This window comes from Blautia sp. AF26-2 (genome assembly GCF_003460955.1).
Taxonomy (GTDB): Bacteria; Bacillota; Clostridia; order Lachnospirales; family Lachnospiraceae; genus Fusicatenibacter; species Fusicatenibacter saccharivorans.
This window is the reverse complement of sequence record NZ_QTWD01000001.1, coordinates 23,091-43,355: the sequence shown is the minus strand read 5'-3', so window position 1 is coordinate 43,355 and position 20,265 is coordinate 23,091. Positions and strand designations below refer to the sequence as shown.

Sequence of the window (20,265 nt, the reverse complement as noted above, 5' to 3'; positions counted from 1 at the left end):
GCTGCCATATTACCCGTTGATAACTTCTGTAATCTGACCCTTGATGACTGCTGCCTTGTCAACAGGCTGCACATCGAAACGGTCACGAACCTTGAGACCTGTCAAGTCCTTATCCCATAATCCTGTACCCTTGTCGTTGAGGTCGATTGTGAGGACATTTCTGTCAAAGAGTGTGATTGCCTCTTTTAAGTCGCCACAATATACCGGATGTTTGTACCCGTCGATTGTGTGACCGTCGCTGTTCATAATCTTCTCGGATGCAAGAGTTTTCTTTGATAACTTGATGATAGGATATTCGCCAAAAAGCAACTTGCCCTTTGTCTGCTGTGTCGGGTCTTTCTGTAAAATATAGTTGCCGTCCTTATCCTTTAACTTGTCGAGATAGTTGAAACCGCTCTGATTAGTGATGACAACTGCTCCCGCTGCGATTGCAGGGTCTAAATCCTCATTGAACACATCCTTGAGGCTGTCGAGGTTCTCGATTGTCACCTCTTTTCCCTTTGTCATCGCATCGAGGGTCTTGAGAATCATTGCGTTACGGGTTGCCTTTGTCTTTTTAGCAATCCATTTGTTGATGTACGCCATGATGTTGGACGCTGTGTCCTCAAGCAGTTCGGCGGTCATCTTGAGGATTCCACCCTTTTTCTTGATTTTGTACTCAATCTGCACAAAAGTAGGCTCGTCCATCTCCGGAAAATCCGCAGCCTCGTCCACGTTGTCGAACGGTGTTGAATCCGCATCAACCTCGATATTTCGTGTTCCTGTCTTGGTTGTTACACCCTCGACATTGACATACTGCTCAAGGTTGTCGGATGAACGACGCAGTTCGATGATGTCTGTTCTGATGTCCTCCGGAATTGTGACACCGATTCCAACCTCGCCCTCTCCTTTGTCGGATGTGTCGGATGTGATTGTGGCGTTATACACTGCGATGTCTGCCTCGTCTGCCTCTTTGTGCAGGAATCCGGCTTTGACGATGTTTACGAATGATTTCACGATGTTCTTTTTGTCCGGCTTTGTAGCACCGCCGACCTGCTTTACAGTTCCACTGCTGACCTTGTCCTCGATGTTCTCCTGCTCGTCCTCGTCTAAATCATAGAGGAGGTCGAATCTGTTCTGTAACTCCTTGAGTTCCTCCTTTGCTGCCTTTGCCTTGTCGAGTTTTCCATCGTTCACAAGGCTCTTGACTTCATTCTTCTTGTCGTTAATCTGCTTTAATAACTTCTGTAATTCCTTATTCATGACTTTCTGTCCTCCATTTCTTACATACCGTAAAGGTATAAATCATCAAGAATCTGCTGTTTTTCTGCCTCGATTCTTTGTTTCTCTGCCTCTGCTGCTGCATTGTTCCGGTTTTCCAGTTCTGCAATTACTGCATCGACAATGTCCTTTGTGTCGATTCCTTTGAGTGCCTCCGGAATATTGTTGTATTTCTCGAAAAAGTCAGATGCACACGCTGCAACTGCTGCCTTTTCCTCGATTTCAACATCGAAATACTGCTGCATCTTCTTACTGTCGAACCATGTCTCATTGCTCATAAGGGTCTGAATCTTGTCTCTTGTGACACCCTCCTGCACATGTTCCATGTAGACATCAAGAATCGAATCCTCGCAGAGATTCAACTGCTTTATAACTGCCTTGAAATCGTCTGCGTTTCCGTATGCCATGCATAACGGTTTGTGAATCATCGCTTGAGCACCTGTTGCAAAATGCAGCTCGTCACATGCGAACATGATGACTGATGCGATAGATGCTGCCATTCCGTCGACATATCCGACTTTGTGTCCGTCGTATCGTTTTAACTGGTTGTAAATTGCCAGTCCTGCGAATACATCTCCACCGCCGGAATTGAAATAGATGTCAATGTCCTCATATCCATCTAACTGGTTGAGGAAATCTGCGATGTCCTGCGGACATCTGTCCTCCTCGTACCACATGGATTCCCATGTCGCCGATACAATGTCGCCGTAGAAATACAAGGAACATCTGCTCTGTTCCTCGTCCTGCTCTAAATCCAAATAGCCGACATTCTCAACTTTTCCGCTGCGTTTATTTTTCTTTGTGAAATCAAAACGTCTTTTCTTTCCCATGCTTATTCACCTCCCTCCTCGTCAGTCTCGTCCTCTGCCGTGTCGGTTTCGTCCGGTTCTGTTGCTGTGTCCGGCTGCTCTGTGTCCGGCTCTGTTTCTTCCTCCGGTTGCTCCGGTTCATCGGTGTTCTCCCGCTCGGATTCACCTTTCAAATATGCTGCACCCGCCATCGTCAACGGTACGATGCTACCGTTTGCAAGTAGGACATCGCCTCCCTCCGCATCTTCCATGTCGAGTTTACGTCTTGCCTCATTCGGTTTGATAATCATTCCACCGACACCGTTTCTCAAATACTCCATCTGTGTTTTTGAATCGGTGCGGAACAGTACCTTTTCGTTGAATTTGTAATAATATCCGTCGTCTGATTCTTCATCCGGCAGCATCTTATAATTGATTTCTTCCTCATACTGCTTGATGATGAACAGTTCTGTGTCGACGTAGAACGATAACTGCTGCATTTCGCTGTTACTGTACGACGACTTTGAATAATCGTTGATTTGATTCGGTTTCACTCCGAACGCACCTGCGATTTGCAATGCATTATATTTTTTCAATTCAAAGAACTGTGAATCGGTCAGTTTGATGTCGAGAGGTGTGAGTTTCATTCCCAACGGAACAGGCAGGATTTTTCCCGTATTCTTTGCCCCGCTGCCGAACTCCTCAAACGATTTGACAAGTGCCTCTTTTGCCTTTTCGTTCAACTCTCCTGTGTATTCGAGTGTCGCTTTTGCTGTCAGACCGCTCTCATACAAGTTATTCATGAACGCCTGTGATTCAGATGCACCTGCAACCGTATCTCTCAATATCTGCTGCACTGGTAGTCCTGTGATGCCGTCAAAACTGAATGATGTCTTGAAATGCATCACCTCGTCTGTACTGAATACATATTGACGACCGGATGTCGGGTCTGTGTAGACATACCACAAACGCCCAACTCCTGCGAATATTCCCGCATCATCGACGACTATCTGCACACAATTTGACTGCATGACCCACAAATCAACGATTTTGATTTCACCGCCGTATTTCTTGCGGTCAAATTTCTTTCGCATATACACATAGGCGTTTCCGTAATGGTTGCGGTTGATTTCAACTGTGTTCCAGAATGTTGTCGGTGTCATAAACGGATTCGGTCTCTTTGATAGCAGTTTCGATGTGTCCGTCGCCTCTGCCTCGATGATGCCCTTGTCCGTTTTTTGATAGTATTTGATAGGCATTTTCGCAAGGGTCTCCGACAGCATCTTGAGACAAGTGAAATATGTGACCTCTGATGTCGGTTTCCCTTTTCTTTTCAATCCTATTCGCTCAAGGAACGACGGTGAGTTCAATGTCATTTTCCCTCCGTCGTTCTGTGGTTCGCCTCTCCACCAATTTGAAATTTTTACTCCTAATCTCTGAAACGGATTCATTTATTTCTCACCGCCTTTCTTCATGTATTTTTCATATTGTTCAAGCCATTCATTGACAGTTTCGTTCACATCCGGACGGTATTCCTCTTTCATTGCGTGTTTCCATGCGTCGATGATAGCGTCAATCGGGTCTATTCGTTCTGTCGTGATGTCCTTGTCAATCTTTATTTCGCCGTAGTTGTTTGAAATGGTCTTTGCGTTCGCAATCGACCAAACAAGCAGGCTGTCAACCGGAACAACTATCTTGTTGCCCTCTTTGCCGACTTCCATTCCCTCAATCTCCACATTGCCCGCAAGAATCTCAAGTCTGAAATCAACGGTCGCATCGTTCAATTCTTTTGCTGTCTGTGTGACAGAGATTGAATCGAATCCCATCGCCTCAAGGTCTGACAGGAACGCCGATGCGTTGTGCGGGTCGTAACAAATCAACTGCGGTTTGAGGTTGTATTCCCTCACTAAATCCTCAAGGTATCTGATGATGTATTTGTAATCTGTCTTGATTCCTCCCAGTGTTTCCGTTACCGTCACAAGACCTTTTTCAATCCATACGTCGTATGGTACTTTGTCGGTCTTGATGTGTTCATCCACCCTTGAGGACGGAATGAACGAATGTGTGTGAACAAAATATTTTTTCGTGTCCTCTACCATGAACGGAATCACGATTGCGATTGATGTCAAGTCGCCTCCGGATGACAAGTCAACGCCGACATAGCACTTTGACCCTCTGAAATCCTTGAGTGATTTCAGAACGGCACATGCTTTCCATGATGCAATGTCCTTGATATACAGTGAATTTGACCACTGCATCCACATATTCAACTGCTTTACGAGGAAATCTCTCAAGTCCTCCCCGCCCATATCACGGGCAGTGTGTGCAATCGGAATGAGGTTCTCAAGTGCGTCTCGGTCAAACTCAAGAATCGGGTTCGCTTTTATCCAGTTTTCCGGAGTGTATCTGTCGTCGTGTTCGTCCATCTGTGCGATATACACAAATTGACTGTCGTTTTCAAAAACTCCCTTGAGTAGATTGCAGCAATACTCATATAACTTGTAACACGGCGACTTGAGGTCGAATCCTGCTGTCGTGATGACCGAAATCAACGCCGACTTGAGTTTCTTGATACCACCCTCAAGCAGTTTGTACATCTGATTTGTTTTGTGTGCGTGGTACTCGTCGACAATTCCCAAATATGCACGGTGTCCGTCGAGTGACTTTGTGTCTCCGGACAACGCTTTGATTTCCGAATGTGTCAACAGACAGTCAATCGTGTGGTTGTGGTCATGAACCTTGAACCACTCTGACAAATCCTCGTCGGAATTGATGAATTTTGCGACCTCGTCAAAAACAATATTCGCTTGGTCTTGCTTTGTAGCCGTACAAAATATTTTTCCGTACTTGTACCCGTCGAAATTACCGTAATAACACGCCAAAATACCATTGATGAACGATTTTCCGTTCTGTCGCCCTAATTGCACATAGGATGTTCTGAATCGTCTGTATGACTTTTCCTTTGTTCTCCATCCATTGAGTGACCCTAAAATGAAACACTGGAACGGATATGCCGTCACATGCTCATTTTCCTCACCCTCTGCAATAGTCAATTCCTCTGCGAAATTGATGATTTCCTCCGACTTTTCAACGTCGAAATAGTATTTGTATGGTGCTGCTTTCGATTTTTCGATGTCGTCAAGATGCCTCTGACATGCAAGACGGACATATTCTCCGGCTGTTATCTTGCCCGATACAACATCAAGGGCGTATTGTGTGCAGCGGTCTTGTGTTTCTCCTGCTTTTGCCATGCCTTAATTTGCATATTTCGCAAATTTGTTCTCCGGCTTTTGCTGCTGTGGTTTCGGTACGACCAAACGGCAGCGGGAGGAAACTGTCAGTCCGAAATCTGATGCTCCCTGCCTACACTGTTTCATGCAGCGGTCTTGAATAATCATGAGACGCTCACGTTCACCGTTCACGACCTGCCTTGTACCGACCTGCACACGTTCTTTTTCTCCCGTGTCCGGATTCGTCTTTGTCTCATATACCGGAACATCCTCCATCAATGGAGTTGCTCTGATTTGCTGCGTGATTTCGATGTACTGGTCTTGTGCAATGAGTAATCTCGCCAGTGCATCGCAGTCAACATTCGCAATCAGTTTGATTTCAAGTAATTCTTTCGCAATCTTCCGGAACTTTTTCTTTTGCTCCGGTGTCAAATATGACGGAGGTTTCACTTTGTCGTTCGGTGCTACAACCTCGGCGTTTTTTCGTGCCTCAATTTCTGCTTTTGTGAGGTGTTTTCGCCCGTTCATAACAACCAAATCCGTGGGTTGTCTCTGTCCTGCCATGTAGCAACAAACCCCCTTTCCGTCAACATTTCAGTGATTTTGTGTCACATTCTGACACCCCTTTCGGATGTACCTTTCTGCTGAAATTCCCGTGGGGAGTTTTCTCCAAACAAAAGAGGGGGTGCGACTAGAAATGAATCGCACAAAACTTTTTTATATCCCCCTGCCTCTCGAAAGTGGTACTCAATCAGTGACCTCAACTGTTTCTGTGTTGCTCTCATGCTCGCTTTGCTCTGCTTATACAGAGCCGTGATTGTGTTGTGTGTCTTATGGTTGAGAGGTATGAGGTTGAACGGATTCAAGCGTTGTTCCCAGTCGTCCTCAAGTTCAACTATGTGGTGTACTGGTTCGCATGTGAGTAGTTCATTCTCGACATACAATGCGTATATATCCACGTTGTCATAGACCTCAATGATACGCTCCCGCATCGCCCGCCATTCCTTTGACACATAGAACTCGGCTGCTCTCTTGTCTCGCCGTGTGTTGTTGTATATCATGTGTCTCGACTGCTGCCGTCGCTCACATTCCTCGCACATCTTTACTGACTGCGGAATCAACTTGCCACACCTGCATGATTTCAAAAGCATCTGCGTTCTCCTCTCTTTCTTGGTTCTCCTGTCCTGTTATCCACAAGAGGCGGGCAGTTATGCACATTACTGTGTACACTTACCCGCATATAACAGGAGGGCAAACAGGCAAGAAAAAAGCGACTGCATATCTGCAATCGCTCGTCTCAACTGTTCACGCTAACATATTATCACGTTTATTTTGCCTTTTGTTCACCCACTTTTTACCCCTATTTTCACCCTCATTTCACCCTGTTTTCACTCCGTTTTTATCATTTTCAATCGCTTTTGCACCGAATAATTTGATTGACAGGCGTTGAATCATGACCTTGCACCACTTTTTCGGTGAGTTGCGTCCGCATCCTGTTTCCCTTACTATATCCTCGTATGTCTTGCCCTTGATATAAACTGCCTCAAGTGCGTCGTACTTGTACCCCTCACCTGCTGCCTCTGCATCCTCTTCGAGCGATGCAAGAGCCTGTTTGAGATGTTCGAACAGAATGACCGTCTCTGCACGGCACTCTCTGACCGATTGCAGGAACGCTCTTTCTGCTGATATGTTGTATTTGTCTATATCCGGCACTTGAGAGGTCTCTGATACCGCCTCTTTGATGTACCGCTCCATTTCACGATAGTTTTCGAGATATAGCAGAGTTTTGTCAATGACTGTCTGCTCTTTTTCCTCTTTCATGCTTTTTCCTCACTTTCTGCTTTCTTCTCATAGGCAGACCGTGCATTTTACGCCAGTTATTCGTGTTTTGGCGATTTGTGCATCTTTGCGAATCGCACATTTTCATAATTGCCGTTTTTACCTGCTCCGCTGTGACACCCGTTTGCATGACTGCCTCGACGAACTGTTCTGCCGATGTTTCGACCTTGATTTCTGGTCTTTTATATTCCTTTTTTTCTGTAACGCCTTTGTTGACTGTCGCCCTGTCTGCTGCCTGTTCAATCATTCCCGAAATCTCATTTTCTGTCTTTCCGGCTTTTCTGAAATGCTCAATCACGTTTTTCACGATGCTCATAATTCCCATATTATCACGCTCCTCCTTTCCGTTTACGCAAAAGGGAGTTGTTCGTCAACGCCGTCCGGAATACTCATGAACCCGTCACCTGCATCCGTATAACCCGCATTTTGCTCCTGTTCTCCTGCTGCTTTCTTACTTTCTGCAAATTCCTGTTCCTCAATCACAACATCGGTCGTATATATCTTTTGACCGTCTCTGTTGGTGTATGAACCTGTCTGAATCCTGCCCGTAATAGCAATTTTTGTTCCCTGCTTGAAATACTTCTCTGCAAATTCGCCGTTTTTGGCAAATGCAACGCAGGAAATAAAATCCGCTGACTGCTGCCCGTCTCTTGCACCTCTGCGGTCGACTGCCAGTGTGTAACGTGCCACGCACATGGATTCTTGTGAACTGTTCTGCTGCGTATATCTGACATTCGGGTCTCTTGTAAGTCTCCCCATCAATATGACTTTATTCATTTGCCGTTTCCTCCCGTTCTCTCTGCATCACATATTCATTTTGCATTTTCTGCAATCTGACAAGTCCTTTTTTGAACTCAAGGTCATCGCCATTCATGCAGACATCGAATATTTTCTCATAATCAACAATATGGGTCTTGATGAACTCTGCCTCCGCTGCCGTCCTGCTCTCATTGATGAACATTCCCTTGACTGCCTCTTTTATCATTTCGCAATGTGTCTTTTCCTCCTCCGTCTGTGGAGGTGTGCTTGCAATCAAACGGTCATAGGCGTTGTCAATCGCTCCTGCAATCAATTCTCTCCAACCTTTGCCCTTTTCCCCGATTAACTGGTTTTCAATGTCCTCGAATCGGTTTCCGTGTCCTGCTGCCACGATGCGGATGTCCTTTTTGCCCTTTGCTGCAATCAGAATCAAATCGTCATCGTATGCCTCCATGTAATAATCAAATTTCGCATCGAAATTCTCTCTCGGATTGATGATGATTTCCGGCTGACTGCTGCCCTCCGTCTTGATACTCACTCCGATGTATTTCGCATCCTTGATTTTCGCATTGATAAATTCTGCCTTTAATGTACTTTTGTTCATGCTGCTCCTCCATTCACTAATCTGTTGAGTAACTGTTCATACATGGTCTTGTATGTGTCTCTTTCTGTCTGTAATCTGATTGTCTCCTCTGATGATGCCGTGATTTCCGGCTTTTCATTTTCCTTTTCTTTCAACGCCTCCTGCATCGCTTGAATCTTCTTGCGATAAAGGTCAATTTCCTCCTGCTGTTCTTTGATTGTCTCGTTGTATTTCTTCGAGGTTTTCATGTTGCCGTCAAGCTGCAAGGAAATCATGAGAGCGATGTCGATGTTCTCCATCTCTTTGTCTGAACACTCTCCGATATACGTTCCGATGCGTTCTGCCGATACCGAATAGACCTGCTCACATAAAACGGTGCTTGGTCTGCCTGTCGACCTCACTGTCACATGTGTCGGGAGGTCTGTTTTCGGCTGCGTGGTCATATATACAACCTCAACGACATTGCTGTTCTCATTATTCTTGTCATTGCTTACAACGACCGCCGGACGGTCGGAGTGCTGTTCGCTCCCGCTATACGACACCCCCCCTCTGCTGATATAGAACATTTCGCCTCTTTTGATGTTATTCATGTCTTTTCCTCCAATTCTTCAAACTGTATTTGATGATATATGCAAGCTGCATCAAATACGGGTGTCTCTGTTTATAACTCATTCTGTCTCCTCTATGCCACGTCTAAACCGATAACGCACCAACCGTCTGACAGTCCGCTGCATGTGATGTCATCGTCTTTGCATGTGATTCTCATGTCTGCTGTCTCTCCGGTTGCTTTGCCTGCTGCAAATACTACTAATTTAACGACATTTCCGACCTTGAATCCGTCGTCTTTTGTTATCATGTACGGTTTTCTATATTCTCCCGTGTATTCCTCGAATTTGTCCTGTGACACTCTGATTGTCTTTATTTCCTCCGGTGCTGTTGACGGGAGTTTCTGCATCTTCTCCTCCTGCTCCATCTCACGGAGTTTTTTCTTTGTCTCACGGTCGATTGCATCCTGTTCCTCTGAATATCTCTGCTCGTCGGTCTTGTATGCCTCTGTACGGTTCTTGTGCTGGTCGCATGAGGTGCATGTTTCGGTTTTGACGTTGCATGTCTCATATTCGGTGCAGGAATAACAGATTGATGTGATTCCCTCCGGATGCGGTGTCTCATAATCGTCGCCCGCTCTTGCCTCCGGAGGATTCATGCCGTTTTCTTCCGTGTCGGATTCTGACACCTGCTGTCCTGCTGCTTTCGCCTCTTTCATGTCTTTCACTTCTTTGTGTGTCAGTTCTCCGGTCTCTGAAAATTTCCCCAGTGTCTCACGCTGTTCATCCTCCGTCATTCCGCTCAATTCATAAGCTGCGGAGAATGTGAGGCGTTCTTTCTTGAGTTCCTCTTTCCATTCCGGAATCAGATTGTTATTGATTGCCTCAATCTGTGCAATCTTTGTTTTGCTCACATGCAGCATTGAGGAAATCACATCCCTCAATCGTCCGGATTGCAGGTCATATCCCTTGATTTTCTTTCCTGCTGCTTTCATACGCTCAAGAGATGCCTTGAGGCGTGTTTCCTCCTCAATCATGTCGGAAATGGTCTTTGAACGGTATGAGTTGGCGATGATGATTTCAACCTGCTCCTCGTCATCGTCCTGCGGTGTGGTCAATTTACTGGTTGCAAGTTCAAAATCTTTATATCCCTTTGATACGAGGTACTTGAGAGCCTCCCAACGTCTTTCACCTGCGACGATTCTGTATTCGCCTTTTTCGCACGGTGCATATACAAGTTCGAGGTTCTGTTTCAAACCGGACAGGAGGATATCTCCTGCCAGTTCTTCGATGTCTGCAACACTATAAAAATTCATGTCATTGCGGTACATCTTGAAAATTGAAATGTCCTTTGTGCGGAATCTTGCTCTCGGAGATTCGTCAATCCCTGCTTTGCTGTTCTTGTTGAGTGCGTCTTTCACGCTGAATCCTGCTGCCATCTGTTCACCCTCCTGTTATTACTCTGTGAGTTTCTGTTTTTTTGTCTCGGTGCGTTCGACATTGATTTCACCCTTGCTGTTCTGCGAAATAGAGGCTTTCACGCCTCCACGGAGGTTCAACGTGACCTTTGCCAGTCCTCCGGTGTAAATTTCCTCAACTGCTGCCTTGAGAATCTTCACAATTCCCTCTCCGCATCTCTTGTCCGGTGTTGCTGCCTCTCCAAACAGTGCAGCAACGTTCTGCATCGCCTTTTCTTTCCTCTGTTTCTCTTTCTGATACTCAACCGCATCTGTGCAGTTACATGTCATTGTTGCCTGTTCCTCTGCCTGTGCTGCTGTCAGTTCTTCGTCTGCCTCAATCTGCGTCATTTGACCGCAGAATCTGCATTTTGCTGTTTTCACAATATTTCCCATGTGTTTTCCTCCTTTTCCGGTCTTATGCGACCTCATGCAAAATAATTTTTCTGAATATGCTCTCGAATATTGGAACGGCGATGCTGTTTCCTGCTTGGTCATATAATGCTTTGTAATATTTTCCGTTTCTTTCCTGCACTGCTTTCGCCCTGTCGAAATCCTCGTCCGTGTAACCCATCAATCGCCAACATTCACGCTCGGTCAAATAACGATAGCGTCCATCGCCTCGGTCGATGACCTGTGCAGGTGTCCGGTCTTGTCTCGTTGTGATGGTATATGCACAATCTTTGATAACCGTTGCCCTGCGGATGCCTTTTTCTCCGATACATGCAAGTACAGACGGTTGTGTCACATCGTAAACATCCGGAACACTTGCATCATCCTCAAGAAACTCCTGCAAGTTTCGCATCGGTGTTCTTATAAGGTCATCAAACTCAAATCTTTCTCCATTCAGAACAGAAACTGTGAACACTCGCTCTCTTGCCTGTGGCAATCCGAACTCTCTCGCATCCAGTACCTCAAAATTGTTCGTATATCCCAACCGCTCCATTTCAACCATGTATCTGTCAAAATTCGGTCTCATGTACTTTGATTTCACATTCTTCACGTTTTCCCATATCACATAACGAGGTCTCCATTCGCCCATATTCTCAATGATGTGTATTGTCTCCCACATGAGAGAGGAACGTGTTCCGCTCCCCTCGTCTGAACCTTTGCCTCGGTTGATTCTGCCCTCTCCTGTCGCTTTTCCTTGATGTCCTGCAATGCTCATGTCTTGGCAAGGTGAGCCATGAATCAGAATGTCCGGTTTTAGATTCCATCCGACAACCGTTTGTGTTTTATATGCCAATTCCTCACGGAACATCGAATTGTACGAACGCACCGCCTTTTCATTGATTTCCACATAGTCGATTGCTTTCGTTGGAATGTTCAAATTTCTCAAGGCACATCGAGGCGACCCAATCCCTCCGAATAACTCAAGGATTTGTATTGTCTCGTTTTCCATGCCTTACCCCTCCATTTCCTTGAGTAACTCATGCACAACACATCTGTAATCTTGAGACACGATTCCACGCTTTGAGAATTTCGGGAGTGGTATCATTGCCGTTGTTGATTTCTCCGCAACAATGGAACGGCGAACCGGAGTGACAAACATATCAAATCCGGAATCTGCTTTCAACCACTCCTCAACCTCAAGAGAGGTTTTATTTTTCTGTCGCATGGTCATGAGTGCCTTTATTCTCAAATCCGGATTGATGTCTCTCAAATCCTCAATCTGCTCCTCAAGGTTCTGCAATGCCTCGATTTCATATCCTCCAACTTTTACGGGTGCAATGATTAACTCTGCCGATATAAGGATATTGATGACCACCATGTCAAGCAGTCGACCGCAATCACAAATACAATAATCGTATGCGTCCGCTACCTCCTCCAACGCCTCACGCAATCGTGTAACTTGATTGTCCTCCTCTTTGAGTAGCAAATTCATGTCCGTTTTCATGAGATAGCCATTCGCCGGAATGATGTCAACGTGTGAATACTCTGTCGGTCGAATCAAGTCGCCTGTTTTATATGTACCTCCGACGCACTCATGTTTCTCAAGCAATTCGCTCATGCCGATTCCACCCGGTTCGTACACTCCGAATGTCTTTGATGTATCGCCCTGCGGGTCTCCGTCTAACACAAGCACTCTCTTTCCCTGCTCCTCGCCTAACATATAGGCGATTGAATCGGATGTCGTCGTTTTCCCGATTCCTCCCTTTGGTGACATTACTGCAATAATTCTCATGTTTTTCCTCCTGTTATCCTGTTATATTTTTTAGTCCATAAATTCGGACGCTATATCGACCGCAACTGCTGCCACGAATAAAATCACCGCAAGAAATACCATCGCAAGCATGACAACCGTTGCAATACCTAACGCAATCAATACTTTCATCGCTTTTCTCCTCTATTCTTGATTTTCCCGTCCTTGAGGATGCTGTTGTTCGGGATGCTCATTGTTATATTTCTTAATGCCTCTCTGTTTTCCAATGGTATGACAATTTCAATATCTCCCATTTTGTGATTCATCAATTTGCAGTATTCCTCAATAACCTTAACCGCCTCCTCCGCTGAATAGCAGGTTGCGACGAAATGTCCTGCTGCTGCCATGTCTGCAAGGAACTCTTTTTGCGTGTCCTGTTGTCTGTTGTTGCCGTATTTCATTTCGATAAACAGTCCGCAATAAATTCCTTTCGGATATGGGAGGCACAAATCAGAAACGCCCGCTTTGACACCCATTTGTTTGAATTTGACTGCCTCCTGCTTGTTTCTGCTGCCTCCGTTTGGCACATGGAACAACCACTTTAATTCCGGATAACGGTTCATGTTCCACCCCGCCCATGACACGACGTTGATTTGCTCCGTGTCCTCACTTCTCTTTGCATATCTCATGTTCATTCGCTTTCGCCTCCTCTTTGCACATGTCATAATATTCACAGAACAGACATACATGTTTGCAGTCCTTGACCTTGAGCATGTGTCTTATTCTTTCAATGATTTCTCCTGCCCTCACCTGTCCTGCTCCTCCATTTCTAAAACCATATAGGCATGAATAAAAATGGTTTTCTTTTTCCTGCCGAACTCGTCACGCCCTCCGGACTGCTCCTGCATCCCTGCGATGCTTTTCTTTGCCTCCCACCATCGGCGGGTCTTTCCCTCTCTCGGAATCGGCTTGAAATACACCTTGACCGTGCTTTTCGTGATTGCAAACTGTTCTTTGCTGATTTGCAGGATGTCATCGAATCCCGCTGCCTTGACTGCTGCCTCGGCTTTTCTGAAATACCTGTCTTTTGATTCCGGTCGCCAGTCAAAACTCATTTCCCGACCACCTCCTCAATCTCTTTCATTCTCTGCATGATTGCACTGTTGTACGAATAGACATACACGCCATTGTTCCACAAATGTTCCCTCGCACCTTTTTCACCGTAGTTGTACGCTGCAAGTGCGTCTTGAATCGTTCCGTATTTTTTGAGCAGGTATGAGAGGAAATCAATCCCGACCCTCACGTTTTGATATGGGTTCATGAGGTCGGTGCAGCTTAACCGTTTCATCCGGTCAGTGTGCCATTTCTCATATATCTGCATATATCCCTTTGACTGCCCGTCGTCTCCGACCTTGTCAAATTCATATCCGGATTCACGCTCGATGATTGCCAGTACAAGAGCATAGGGAACGTCATTTTGCTTGCATAGACATCTTGTGTATATCTGCATTTTCTCCGGAAAATAGCCTTTATCCGCATACTGTTCCGGCAACTCATAAAGCACGAATCCCTCAAGGTCATCACTTCCCCAGTCCTCGGACATACCGTCAAAAACCTTGTATTTGCTTTCGGTCTCCTCTGCTGTCTGCACGATTGTTTCCGGATTCTGCACCACTTCCGCATGTGTCGTCTCCGGCTGCTCCTCCTCGTTCTGCTCCGGCTCTTTGATGTTCACTATCATCAAGCACAACACCGTCATCAATACCGCAATCATGGTCAAATGAAACGCATCACGTCGTCCTGCATGTCTTGCCCGTCTTTTCCGTCTTTTCACTTTGTAGCCTCCTTTTCCTCATTCGTGCATGTATGTAAAACATGCAGTTAAAATCGTTATAGTACACATTTGCGTTCGTGAAATCCATGTCCGGATACCACTTTTTTAATATCTCCGGTATTGAATCCCTGTCTTTGACCATACCATCAACAAATGACCCTATTTTTTTATAGCTGCCTCCTGCTGCCGGACGTTTGGAGTGTACGACCTTGATTCGTGGGTCTCTCAATCCCTGTGAACTGTTCCATCTCTTTTCCGACGGAACACGGTTCTTTTCTTCAACGATGTAATTCGCCATACCGGACAAACCGTTTTCGTCCGTCTGCAACCTGCGAACCTCATTCCTGCTTGACTGTTTCCAACAGGATTCAACCGTCTCCATGTCTAACGCACCATCCATGACAATGTGATGATGCCATCTGATTTCCGCATCCGGATTGTATGCGGTCACATAGACATATTTTGCATTCGGGAGACCTCTCTTTTTCCTCTGATAGTTGATGCGTCGGATGTACTTTTGCACATTCTTTATTGCTGCATCAACATCCCCGTCCGGCGGGAGGTGTGCGTCATCATAGGTCAATGTCATCCAAATATCACGGTCGCTGAAATTCTCGTTGATTAACCTCTCAACGTATTTCCTTGCGTTCTTGTCATTCAGATTCTTTTGAGCCTTGTTGTTGTCTTTCTTAATTGTCCTCCCCTCCGGAGGTACTTCATCCATACTCCGGAACTGTGGATATATCTCAATTTCAAACTGGTCTCCTGCTGTTATCTCTTTGAGTGCATATATCACTTTCTTTCGATGTTGGAACAGGTTCTCAATGAACCATTCATGCATATCCTCCATCGCTTTGTTATATGCTGCCTCATAATCATACGGGATAAACTGCATCCCTCTTTTTCTTGCCATCTGACACAATCCTCCTGTTATGTTTTCGTAGACTTGTTAGTATCTATTACAAGGACGACAAAACCTCCGAAAACCCTTTGTTTTTCCGACCTTTACGGTCGTTTTTGAGTTGCTTTTTCGTGTCAGATTTGATATAATATTCTTAGTTTGAAACATATCAATCGACACCGATTGACACACGGATGACCGTTCGCAGCGGTCATCCGTTTTTTGTCTTTATGCTGCTTTTTCTTTCTTTGAGACGCTCACGGTGATTTTCACCTGCTCACGTTCAGAAATGATTCTCGCTAATGTCTCATAAAATTTCTTGATGTTCTGTTCACTCACCTGCTGCACCTCCAATCTATTAAAAAGGCTCTTGCCTGTTGTTTTCGTGTTCGGTTAGGCGGTCGTTGCAACCGCCTCTTTCTGTTCCCATCTGCGACGCTCCTCGACTTTTCCTGCTGCCTTGCCCTCTGCGTATGCAGACATGACCATGATTGCCATTGATTTTCCCTCAAGGTCAGAAATATTCATGAATCTTTCTGCCATGTTCTCGATTGCCGTCTTTTTCTCGTTTCTCGTCATGATTCAACACCTCCTCTGTTGATAGTGTTTTATGTGATTTCCTGCACTGGTGGTTCTCTCGGTCTCTGCATCCCGTCCACCTGCTTTCCGGCTATGTCTACCGTGTTATGACTTTTCACCTTAAAAAATCATTGAAAACCTGTTGACCAACCGTGAACCTTTTAGCAAGTCCACCCGCTGCCATGTTTCCCACGGTATCGCTGACGCTGTCTCTCGGCTTGCCATCGTCAGAGCGTCGGTCGCCATCCGGACGCTGACGGGGCGACTGTTGCCCCGTTTCGGCTTTAATAAAACGAATCTCTCTGCATTTCGTCGTCGACTTCTTTCGGTATCGGAATAGGTTCAAAATCATCGTTTTTTCCATCCCAATAATCAAATAATTCTTTTATGTACTGGTTCAATGTCTCTGCATTGCTCATTTCTGTTCCTCCTGCTTATATGAAAATGAATAATTTTTCATCATTGAAATTGAGAACTCTTTTTGTCTCTGTCATTTTGATTCTGTATGCCTCATTCTGCATCGTTTCGCACGGATGCAGGAATTTCTCAACATCTCCGGAGAAAATCACTGAATCCTTGTCGTCCTCAATGATTGTCACCTGTTCGATGTCAAATTTGCTCATATATCCTTTTATTACGTTCAACACTTTTTTCTGTTTTTCCATTCCTGTTCCTCCTGTTCTTCCTTGTCCTGCTGCCCCTCCTGCCATATAATAAATGTGCGACCATTCCCAAACGACAGGAGGTGAATTGCTGTGGACGATTATCAAAAGTTGTTTAACGATATTAGCAATCAGAACATCAAGGCTGCTGAACTCGAACGTCGTAAAAAAGACCGTTATCAAAACCGTTTCAATTATTACAATAGTGTTGTTGCAACCCTCGCCTTGATTCTTTCGATTATTGGTATAATCTTAGGACTAAACTGATAATTGACAAGATAATCGCTAATGTTGAGCAGATTGCGGGCATCCATTTAATGATTTTCGTTTTCATGGGTGTCTGCTGTTTCTCAAGTCTCTCCTCTGCCTCCGTTTCAAGCTGTTTCTTTGCAATCGCAACTTTCGCAGCTACGTTCTGACTTCTTGAGACAATTTCAATCTCTGTCATGTTCAAATCTAATTTTTCATACACATTCAAGGTCTCTTTCATTGCCTCTTTGATTTTTGTTCTTCTGATTTCCTCCACCGTCTCACCTCCTTGTTGTTCTCTTTGCGTACATCATATTCCTATTTCAGAACTTTGTCAATACAATTTTTCCTTTTTGCGAACTTTTTTATTGATTTTTGTTTCGTTGGGTGTTATGCTTTAGAAAACAGAGGAGGTGATTCAGTATGACGCAAGGCGAACGTGTCAAAGAATTAAGAAAGACTTTATCCCTTACCCTTGAGAAATTCGGTCAACGTATAGGTGTTGGAAAGTCGACTGTATCTGATTTAGAAAACGGTCGCAGGTCTTTCTCCGAACACATGACAAAATCTATCTGCCGTGAGTTCAGTGTTGATTATATGTGGTTGACTACTGGTGAGGGAGAAATGTTCATCGACAGCGACGATGATTTCATCGAACGCATTGACCGCATCATGGCGGGTGAGGACGAGGCACGAAAAAACCTTTTCAAATTCATGCTTGAGTTGAGCGACGAGGACATCGCTGCACTTGACCGCTTAATGAAAAAGGCGATTGAGTTCACACAAAATAATAAAGAAAAAGACTGACAGCTTTTTCAACTGTCAGCCTCATGGGTGTATAGATACGCCACGAATTTATATATCCTCTTGAGGATGCGTTCGTTTTGTATCTTCCCGACTATTTCAACAATAGCCTCTTTGTAATTCAAGGGGAACACCCCCTTTCCGATTACAGTGTATCATATATTTCCATCATTGTGGAAATATCGAGGTTGATTTCCATAATCGTGGAAATCGTTCCTCCTGCTACCGGAATCCCGCTGCAATGTGATACAATTATTTGTATTCGGATTCAAACAGGTCGGTGATTTTTACGCCTAATGCAATCGCTATCATTTCAAGCTGAAATAATGTCGGCGACACCTTACCGTTTTCGATGTTGTTTATCGTAGATTTTCCGATTCCGGATTTCTTCGATAACTCCATCAATGTGAACCCTTTTGAGGTTCTCATTTCCCAAACGAGAATTTTCATCCTGCTCACCTCCTTTCTCAAGGAAAGTGTACAGAACGAATTTTTCGCACTGATTTGATGTCGTTATCGAATTTTTACAATAAAAAAAGAGCAGCCTCCACGCCAATGGAAACCGCTCTTTGACAACATATATCTATCGTACAAGCACGATTGATAAAATGTCACCCGCAAGTCTCATTTTATCATAAAACCGTGCTTGTGCATAGGTTTTATTTTTATACCTTTTTTGAATGGAGTTGATAAAATGCGACGTAAAACAACCGCTCCTGTCGAGAAAATCCTGCTCCGTGTGGCAATCTATATCCGTGTTTCAACTGACAAACAGGTCAAGGACGGAGATTCCATGCGTGACCAATTAGCAACAGGGCAAAAATACATAGACAGTCATGAGAATATGATTCTCGTTGACACATACATTGATGACGGAATCTCCGGACAGAAATTGAAACGAGACGACTTTCAACGCCTCATTGATGATGTCCGTGCAGGTAGAATTGACCTCATTATTTTCACCCGTCTTGACCGTTGGTTCAGAAATCTCCGTCATTATCTGAACACGCAGGACATTCTTGACAAACATGGTGTTTCATGGACTGCCATTGAGCAGCCTTATTTTGACACCTCAACCCCTCACGGTCGTGCTTTCGTTAATAATTCAATGATATGGGCAGAACTTGAGGCTCAAAATGATTCCGACCGAATCCTCGGCGTGTTCGATGACAAGGTTGACAACGGGGAGGTTCTTTCCGGCTCAACTCCTCTCGGATATACGATTGTAAATAAACACCTTGTACCGGATGACGATGCTCCGACTGCCGTTGCTATCTTCCAATACTACCGCAAGACTGGAAACTTGAGCATGACACTCCGGTACATGGAGAGCGAGTTCGGACTTGTCCGCTCTGCTGCCAGTCTCAAAAATATGCTCACAAATACGAAATACATCGGTGAGTTTCGTGACAATAAAAATTATTGTCCTGCTATCATTGACCGTGACCTTTTCTTTGATGTGCAGAGACTTCTCAAAATCAACATCAAGAGCGGAAAAAAGCACGATTATATTTTCAGTGGTCTCGTTGTCTGTGATGACTGTGACCATATCATGAGCGGGTGTCAGCAACGTGCAAGAGGTCGTGTCCGTGCCGATGGAACACGAATTATATATAAATACAGTGTGTACCGCTGCCGACAGGGTGTGAACCTGCATCGCTGCCCGAACCGAAAACTCGTCTTTGAGACAACCCTTGAAAAGATGCTCCTCGAACGCATCCGTCCGGAACTGGAAAACTATATTGCAGAATACGAGGTCGCAAATCTTCCGGCATTGCGTACCGATGCCAAACGCCGGAGTGTTGAGGGAAAAATGCAGAAATTGAAAGACCTATATTTGAACGACCTCATAACAATGGACGAGTTCAAACTTGATAGAGAAAAATTGCTGATGCAGCTTGAGAAAATAAATGCAGAGGATTCCCGACCCGTCAAGGATTTATCGTATTTGAAAAACTTTTTGAAAATGGATTTTGAAAGTGTGTATGATTCTTTGTCTATACCGGAGAGGCGTGAATTGTGGCGTTCCATTGTCAAGGAAATCCGTGTTGACCATGACAAAAACATTCATATTATTTTTTTGTGATTGTTATACTACTAACTGAACCCCTCCGGTCGGTTCATCGGCAAGGATCATTTGGGGATGTAAGATCAGAGCCCTTGCTGCCGCAACACGCTGACGCTGGCCGCCGGACATCTTGGACGGAAACTTATCCAGAACATCAGTGATTTCCAGATAGTCAGCCAACTGCTTCAGCCGCTGGCTGCTTTCTGCTTCGGATACCCCATGCAAGGAAGTCGGGAGCAGGATGTTTTCCCTGCCAGTCAGGTTGTCCAGCAATTCAAAGTTTTGGAATAGATAACCAACTTTTTTGCCACGGTACTCTGCAAGAGCCTTTCCCTTGAGGGATTGCAGAGTATCGCCTTCCACCTGAATGCTTCCACCTGTGGGTTGAATCACAGTCGCAATACAATTGAGCAGTGTGGATTTACCGGAACCGCTGCTTCCCATAATGCCGAGAAACTCTCCCGGCATCACCTGGAAGGTGATCCCATTCAGTGCCTTTGTTTGACTTGGCACATTGCCATAGATTTTTGTTAAATTTTCAATATTCAAAATGGGTTTCATGTG

Annotated in this window: 27 protein-coding genes and 1 pseudogene; 3 read left to right on the top strand and 25 right to left on the bottom strand. The window is 44.9% G+C overall.

The genetic code is table 11. The features are described from left to right. Positions 1 to 9 precede the first annotated feature (9 nt). The 22 genes from DWY63_RS00260 to DWY63_RS00160 all read right to left on the bottom strand — a co-directional run bounded on the left by DWY63_RS00260 (position 10) and on the right by DWY63_RS00160 (position 16,583). Positions 10 to 1,242 (bottom strand): phage major capsid protein, encoded by a 1,233-nt coding sequence (locus DWY63_RS00260; protein WP_117800691.1) that lies wholly within the window; start codon positions 1,240 to 1,242, stop codon positions 10 to 12. Positions 1,243 to 1,262: 20 nt separating this feature from the next. Then, complete coding sequence (locus DWY63_RS00255; RefSeq protein WP_117800689.1) at positions 1,263 to 2,090, bottom strand: head maturation protease, ClpP-related; 828 nt, start codon at positions 2,088 to 2,090, stop codon at positions 1,263 to 1,265. A 2-nt stretch (positions 2,091 to 2,092) separates the two neighbouring features. Next, a complete protein-coding gene (locus DWY63_RS00250; protein ID WP_117800687.1) occupies positions 2,093 to 3,499 on the bottom strand; it encodes a phage portal protein in 1,407 nt (468 codons plus the stop codon). Beyond that, the gene (locus tag DWY63_RS00245) at positions 3,500 to 5,299 is read right to left on the bottom strand and encodes a terminase large subunit (RefSeq protein WP_117800685.1); all 1,800 of its coding nucleotides are present in this window, start codon (positions 5,297 to 5,299) and stop codon (positions 3,500 to 3,502) included. A gap of 3 nt (positions 5,300 to 5,302) precedes the next feature. Next, positions 5,303 to 5,842, bottom strand: coding sequence for a phage terminase small subunit P27 family (locus DWY63_RS00240; protein ID WP_117800683.1), 540 nt, complete (start codon positions 5,840 to 5,842; stop codon positions 5,303 to 5,305). A 44-nt stretch (positions 5,843 to 5,886) separates the two neighbouring features. Further along, the gene (locus DWY63_RS00235; RefSeq protein WP_243001812.1) at positions 5,887 to 6,339 is read right to left on the bottom strand and encodes a hypothetical protein; all 453 of its coding nucleotides are present in this window, start codon (positions 6,337 to 6,339) and stop codon (positions 5,887 to 5,889) included. A gap of 316 nt (positions 6,340 to 6,655) precedes the next feature. Next, complete coding sequence (locus tag DWY63_RS00230) at positions 6,656 to 7,099, bottom strand: hypothetical protein (RefSeq protein ID WP_117800680.1); 444 nt, start codon at positions 7,097 to 7,099, stop codon at positions 6,656 to 6,658. Continuing rightward, complete coding sequence (locus DWY63_RS00225) at positions 7,068 to 7,442, bottom strand: hypothetical protein (RefSeq protein ID WP_117800678.1); 375 nt, start codon at positions 7,440 to 7,442, stop codon at positions 7,068 to 7,070. Before DWY63_RS00225 ends, DWY63_RS00230 begins: the two co-directional genes overlap by 32 nt. A gap of 23 nt (positions 7,443 to 7,465) precedes the next feature. Further along, positions 7,466 to 7,894 carry a single-stranded DNA-binding protein gene (locus DWY63_RS00220; RefSeq protein ID WP_117800676.1) on the bottom strand — a complete coding sequence of 143 codons (429 nt, stop codon included), beginning with the start codon at positions 7,892 to 7,894 and terminating at the stop codon, positions 7,466 to 7,468. Beyond that, positions 7,887 to 8,480 carry a hypothetical protein gene (locus tag DWY63_RS00215; protein WP_117800674.1) on the bottom strand — a complete coding sequence of 198 codons (594 nt, stop codon included), beginning with the start codon at positions 8,478 to 8,480 and terminating at the stop codon, positions 7,887 to 7,889. The genes DWY63_RS00220 and DWY63_RS00215 overlap by 8 nt, the downstream gene beginning before the upstream one ends. Continuing rightward, positions 8,477 to 9,049, bottom strand: a complete 573-nt coding sequence (locus DWY63_RS00210) for a type II toxin-antitoxin system PemK/MazF family toxin (protein ID WP_199607164.1) — start codon at positions 9,047 to 9,049, stop codon at positions 8,477 to 8,479. The genes DWY63_RS00215 and DWY63_RS00210 overlap by 4 nt, the downstream gene beginning before the upstream one ends. 92 nt (positions 9,050 to 9,141) lie before the next feature. Beyond that, on the bottom strand, positions 9,142 to 10,443 hold the full coding sequence (locus tag DWY63_RS00205; protein ID WP_117800672.1) for a ParB/RepB/Spo0J family partition protein: 1,302 nt from the start codon (positions 10,441 to 10,443) through the stop codon (positions 9,142 to 9,144). 18 nt (positions 10,444 to 10,461) lie between these two features. Beyond that, entirely contained in the window at positions 10,462 to 10,857 is a 396-nt protein-coding gene (locus DWY63_RS00200; protein ID WP_243001811.1) for a hypothetical protein, read from the bottom strand. Between the two features lie 22 nt (positions 10,858 to 10,879). Continuing rightward, entirely contained in the window at positions 10,880 to 11,863 is a 984-nt protein-coding gene (locus tag DWY63_RS00195) for a DNA cytosine methyltransferase (protein WP_117800670.1), read from the bottom strand. Between the two features lie 3 nt (positions 11,864 to 11,866). Continuing rightward, entirely contained in the window at positions 11,867 to 12,646 is a 780-nt protein-coding gene (locus tag DWY63_RS00190; protein WP_117800668.1) for a ParA family protein, read from the bottom strand. A 146-nt stretch (positions 12,647 to 12,792) separates the two neighbouring features. Then, positions 12,793 to 13,299, bottom strand: coding sequence for a VRR-NUC domain-containing protein (locus DWY63_RS00185; protein ID WP_117800665.1), 507 nt, complete (start codon positions 13,297 to 13,299; stop codon positions 12,793 to 12,795). A 111-nt stretch (positions 13,300 to 13,410) separates the two neighbouring features. Next, complete coding sequence (locus DWY63_RS00180) at positions 13,411 to 13,719, bottom strand: hypothetical protein (protein WP_117800663.1); 309 nt, start codon at positions 13,717 to 13,719, stop codon at positions 13,411 to 13,413. Next, positions 13,716 to 14,438, bottom strand: coding sequence for a lytic transglycosylase domain-containing protein (locus tag DWY63_RS00175; RefSeq protein ID WP_243001810.1), 723 nt, complete (start codon positions 14,436 to 14,438; stop codon positions 13,716 to 13,718). The genes DWY63_RS00180 and DWY63_RS00175 overlap by 4 nt, the downstream gene beginning before the upstream one ends. After that, positions 14,395 to 15,351 (bottom strand): rolling circle replication-associated protein, encoded by a 957-nt coding sequence (locus DWY63_RS00170; RefSeq protein ID WP_117800661.1) that lies wholly within the window; start codon positions 15,349 to 15,351, stop codon positions 14,395 to 14,397. The genes DWY63_RS00175 and DWY63_RS00170 overlap by 44 nt, the downstream gene beginning before the upstream one ends. A 381-nt stretch (positions 15,352 to 15,732) precedes the next feature. Continuing rightward, the gene (locus DWY63_RS00165; protein ID WP_071144226.1) at positions 15,733 to 15,918 is read right to left on the bottom strand and encodes a hypothetical protein; all 186 of its coding nucleotides are present in this window, start codon (positions 15,916 to 15,918) and stop codon (positions 15,733 to 15,735) included. A 284-nt stretch (positions 15,919 to 16,202) separates the two neighbouring features. Further along, entirely contained in the window at positions 16,203 to 16,337 is a 135-nt protein-coding gene (locus DWY63_RS18600) for a hypothetical protein (RefSeq protein WP_256137875.1), read from the bottom strand. A gap of 15 nt (positions 16,338 to 16,352) precedes the next feature. Further along, positions 16,353 to 16,583, bottom strand: a complete 231-nt coding sequence (locus tag DWY63_RS00160) for a hypothetical protein (protein ID WP_117800659.1) — start codon at positions 16,581 to 16,583, stop codon at positions 16,353 to 16,355. A gap of 90 nt (positions 16,584 to 16,673) precedes the next feature. On the opposite strand from DWY63_RS00160, the gene DWY63_RS17910 reads away from it, so the two are divergent. Next, a complete protein-coding gene (locus DWY63_RS17910; protein WP_158568297.1) occupies positions 16,674 to 16,847 on the top strand; it encodes a hypothetical protein in 174 nt (57 codons plus the stop codon). Here the strand turns inward: DWY63_RS17910 and DWY63_RS00155 are convergent. After that, a complete protein-coding gene (locus DWY63_RS00155; RefSeq protein WP_117800657.1) occupies positions 16,819 to 17,106 on the bottom strand; it encodes a hypothetical protein in 288 nt (95 codons plus the stop codon). The two genes, DWY63_RS17910 and DWY63_RS00155, sit on opposite strands and share 29 nt — an antisense overlap. Positions 17,107 to 17,252: 146 nt before the next feature. On the opposite strand from DWY63_RS00155, the gene DWY63_RS00150 reads away from it, so the two are divergent. Continuing rightward, positions 17,253 to 17,636, top strand: coding sequence for a helix-turn-helix domain-containing protein (locus DWY63_RS00150; protein ID WP_117800655.1), 384 nt, complete (start codon positions 17,253 to 17,255; stop codon positions 17,634 to 17,636). A 249-nt stretch (positions 17,637 to 17,885) separates the two neighbouring features. Here the strand turns inward: DWY63_RS00150 and DWY63_RS00145 are convergent, their stop codons facing one another. Next, positions 17,886 to 18,083: a helix-turn-helix domain-containing protein gene (locus tag DWY63_RS00145; protein WP_055296883.1), complete on the bottom strand. Its 198-nt coding sequence runs from the start codon at positions 18,081 to 18,083 to the stop codon at positions 17,886 to 17,888. 244 nt (positions 18,084 to 18,327) lie between these two features. Here DWY63_RS00145 and DWY63_RS00140 point away from each other — a divergent pair, with 244 nt between their 5' ends. Then, positions 18,328 to 19,719: a recombinase family protein gene (locus DWY63_RS00140; RefSeq protein WP_199607163.1), complete on the top strand. Its 1,392-nt coding sequence runs from the start codon at positions 18,328 to 18,330 to the stop codon at positions 19,717 to 19,719. 18 nt (positions 19,720 to 19,737) lie between these two features. Here the strand turns inward: DWY63_RS00140 and DWY63_RS00135 are convergent. Further along, positions 19,738 to 20,262, bottom strand: a pseudogene (locus DWY63_RS00135) (ABC transporter ATP-binding protein); the annotation flags it as partial. Between the last annotated feature and the right edge of the window lie 3 nt (positions 20,263 to 20,265).

Coding starts and splice junctions, on each gene's coding strand:
- DWY63_RS00190 (WP_117800668.1), bottom strand. CDS start 12,646: ATGAGAATTATTGCAGTAATGTCACCAAAGGGAGGAATCGGGAAAACG.
- DWY63_RS00170 (WP_117800661.1), bottom strand. CDS start 15,351: ATGGCAAGAAAAAGAGGGATGCAGTTTATCCCGTATGATTATGAGGCA.
- DWY63_RS00220 (WP_117800676.1), bottom strand. CDS start 7,894: ATGAATAAAGTCATATTGATGGGGAGACTTACAAGAGACCCGAATGTC.
- DWY63_RS00145 (WP_055296883.1), bottom strand. CDS start 18,083: ATGAAAATTCTCGTTTGGGAAATGAGAACCTCAAAAGGGTTCACATTG.
- DWY63_RS00230 (WP_117800680.1), bottom strand. CDS start 7,099: ATGAAAGAGGAAAAAGAGCAGACAGTCATTGACAAAACTCTGCTATAT.
- DWY63_RS00195 (WP_117800670.1), bottom strand. CDS start 11,863: ATGGAAAACGAGACAATACAAATCCTTGAGTTATTCGGAGGGATTGGG.
- DWY63_RS00255 (WP_117800689.1), bottom strand. CDS start 2,090: ATGGGAAAGAAAAGACGTTTTGATTTCACAAAGAAAAATAAACGCAGC.
- DWY63_RS00210 (WP_199607164.1), bottom strand. CDS start 9,049: ATGAATAACATCAAAAGAGGCGAAATGTTCTATATCAGCAGAGGGGGG.
- DWY63_RS00165 (WP_071144226.1), bottom strand. CDS start 15,918: ATGACGAGAAACGAGAAAAAGACGGCAATCGAGAACATGGCAGAAAGA.
- DWY63_RS00160 (WP_117800659.1), bottom strand. CDS start 16,583: ATGGAAAAACAGAAAAAAGTGTTGAACGTAATAAAAGGATATATGAGC.
- DWY63_RS00235 (WP_243001812.1), bottom strand. CDS start 6,339: ATGATATACAACAACACACGGCGAGACAAGAGAGCAGCCGAGTTCTAT.
- DWY63_RS00240 (WP_117800683.1), bottom strand. CDS start 5,842: ATGGCAGGACAGAGACAACCCACGGATTTGGTTGTTATGAACGGGCGA.
- DWY63_RS00260 (WP_117800691.1), bottom strand. CDS start 1,242: ATGAATAAGGAATTACAGAAGTTATTAAAGCAGATTAACGACAAGAAG.
- DWY63_RS00150 (WP_117800655.1), top strand. CDS start 17,253: ATGACGCAAGGCGAACGTGTCAAAGAATTAAGAAAGACTTTATCCCTT.
- DWY63_RS00200 (WP_243001811.1), bottom strand. CDS start 10,857: ATGGGAAATATTGTGAAAACAGCAAAATGCAGATTCTGCGGTCAAATG.
- DWY63_RS00140 (WP_199607163.1), top strand. CDS start 18,328: ATGCGACGTAAAACAACCGCTCCTGTCGAGAAAATCCTGCTCCGTGTG.
- DWY63_RS00205 (WP_117800672.1), bottom strand. CDS start 10,443: ATGGCAGCAGGATTCAGCGTGAAAGACGCACTCAACAAGAACAGCAAA.
- DWY63_RS00180 (WP_117800663.1), bottom strand. CDS start 13,719: ATGAGTTTTGACTGGCGACCGGAATCAAAAGACAGGTATTTCAGAAAA.
- DWY63_RS00185 (WP_117800665.1), bottom strand. CDS start 13,299: ATGAACATGAGATATGCAAAGAGAAGTGAGGACACGGAGCAAATCAAC.
- DWY63_RS00250 (WP_117800687.1), bottom strand. CDS start 3,499: ATGAATCCGTTTCAGAGATTAGGAGTAAAAATTTCAAATTGGTGGAGA.
- DWY63_RS00225 (WP_117800678.1), bottom strand. CDS start 7,442: ATGGGAATTATGAGCATCGTGAAAAACGTGATTGAGCATTTCAGAAAA.
- DWY63_RS00245 (WP_117800685.1), bottom strand. CDS start 5,299: ATGGCAAAAGCAGGAGAAACACAAGACCGCTGCACACAATACGCCCTT.
- DWY63_RS00215 (WP_117800674.1), bottom strand. CDS start 8,480: ATGAACAAAAGTACATTAAAGGCAGAATTTATCAATGCGAAAATCAAG.
- DWY63_RS18600 (WP_256137875.1), bottom strand. CDS start 16,337: ATGAGCAATGCAGAGACATTGAACCAGTACATAAAAGAATTATTTGAT.